A 1237-nucleotide genomic window follows, 5' to 3' on the forward strand; every position below is an offset into this window, starting at 1 on the left:
GCATGGCGGGTGCCGGGGCCGGCCGGGAAAGGCCGGGCTGGCGCAGGGCGCCGCGCGTGTCCACCACCAGCCGGGCATGGCGGCGCACCAGTTCCAGCGGCATGTCGCTATGGGGGGTCACGATCACCACCGCATCCTGCCCGGCCAGCAGGGCGGGGGTGAGGTCCTGGCTGCGCAGCTCCGGCGCCGTGCCGGCGAGGCGCCGCGTCACCGGGAAGCGCGGCACCAACGGGTCGTGGTAGGCCAAGGCCGCGCCATGGCCCTCCAGGATGCGGAAGATCTCCACCGCCGGGCTTTCCCGCGTGTCCGGCACGTCGGGCTTGTAGGCGAGGCCGAGCAGCAGCACGCGGGCGCCGCGCAGGGTGCGGCCACGCGCGTCCAGCGCGTCGCGCAGGCGGTTCACCACGTAATGCGGCTGGGCATCGTTCACCCGGCCCGCCAGCTCGATGAAGTCGCTCGGCACGCCCAGTTCCCGCGCCTTCCAGGCGAGGTAGTAGGGGTCCACCGGGATGCAGTGGCCGCCGAGGCCGGGACCGGGGCGGAAAGGCATGAAGCCGAAGGGCTTGGTGGCGGCGGCGTCGATCACCTCGTGCACGTCGATGGCCATGGCGTGGCTGAGGCGCTTGAGCTCGTTCACCAGGCCGATGTTCACCGCGCGGAAGACATTCTCGTAGCACTTCGCCAGCTCCGCCACGGCGAGCGAGGAGACCGGCACGACCGAGCCCGCCACGGGGGCGTAGAGCGCCTCCCCCACGGCGCGGCAGGCCGGCGTGGCGCCGGCCACCAGCTTGGGCACCCGGCCCACCGTGCCCTCGGGGTTGCCGGGGTCCTCGCGCTCCGGGCTGTAGATGCAGAAGGCATCGCGGCCGGCCTGCAGCCCGGCCTCGGCCAGGACGGGCAGCACGTATTCCTCGGTGGTGCCGGGATAGGTGGTGCTTTCCAGCGAGAGCGCCTGCCCGGGGCGCAGGAAGGGCCGCAGGGCGCGCAGCGTGTCGCGCACGGCGGACAGGTCGGGCTCCTTGTGCGGGCCGATCGGGGTGGGGACGCAGATCACCAGCGCGTCGCAGGCCGCCGCCGCCGCCATGCCGGCATGGGCCTCGATGCTCGCGGCCGCCACGCGCGAATCGGCGATGCCGTGGACGGGCGAGCGCCCGGCCCGCACCGCCGCCACCTTGTCCGGGTCGATGTCGAAGCCTGTCTCTTGATCACAAGTCTCGACGTCAGCATAGAGAGGTGT

Annotated in this window: 1 protein-coding gene; it reads right to left on the minus strand. The window is 73.2% G+C overall.

The window, feature by feature from the left end; genetic code table 11:
• Positions 1–1237 (minus strand): nucleotide sugar dehydrogenase (locus ROTAS13_RS24670; RefSeq protein ID WP_075823678.1); only part of this gene is annotated, 1237 nt, incomplete at both ends.

Source organism: Roseomonas sp. TAS13, assembly GCF_001950415.1.
Lineage (GTDB): Bacteria > Pseudomonadota > Alphaproteobacteria > Acetobacterales > Acetobacteraceae > Roseomonas > Roseomonas mucosa.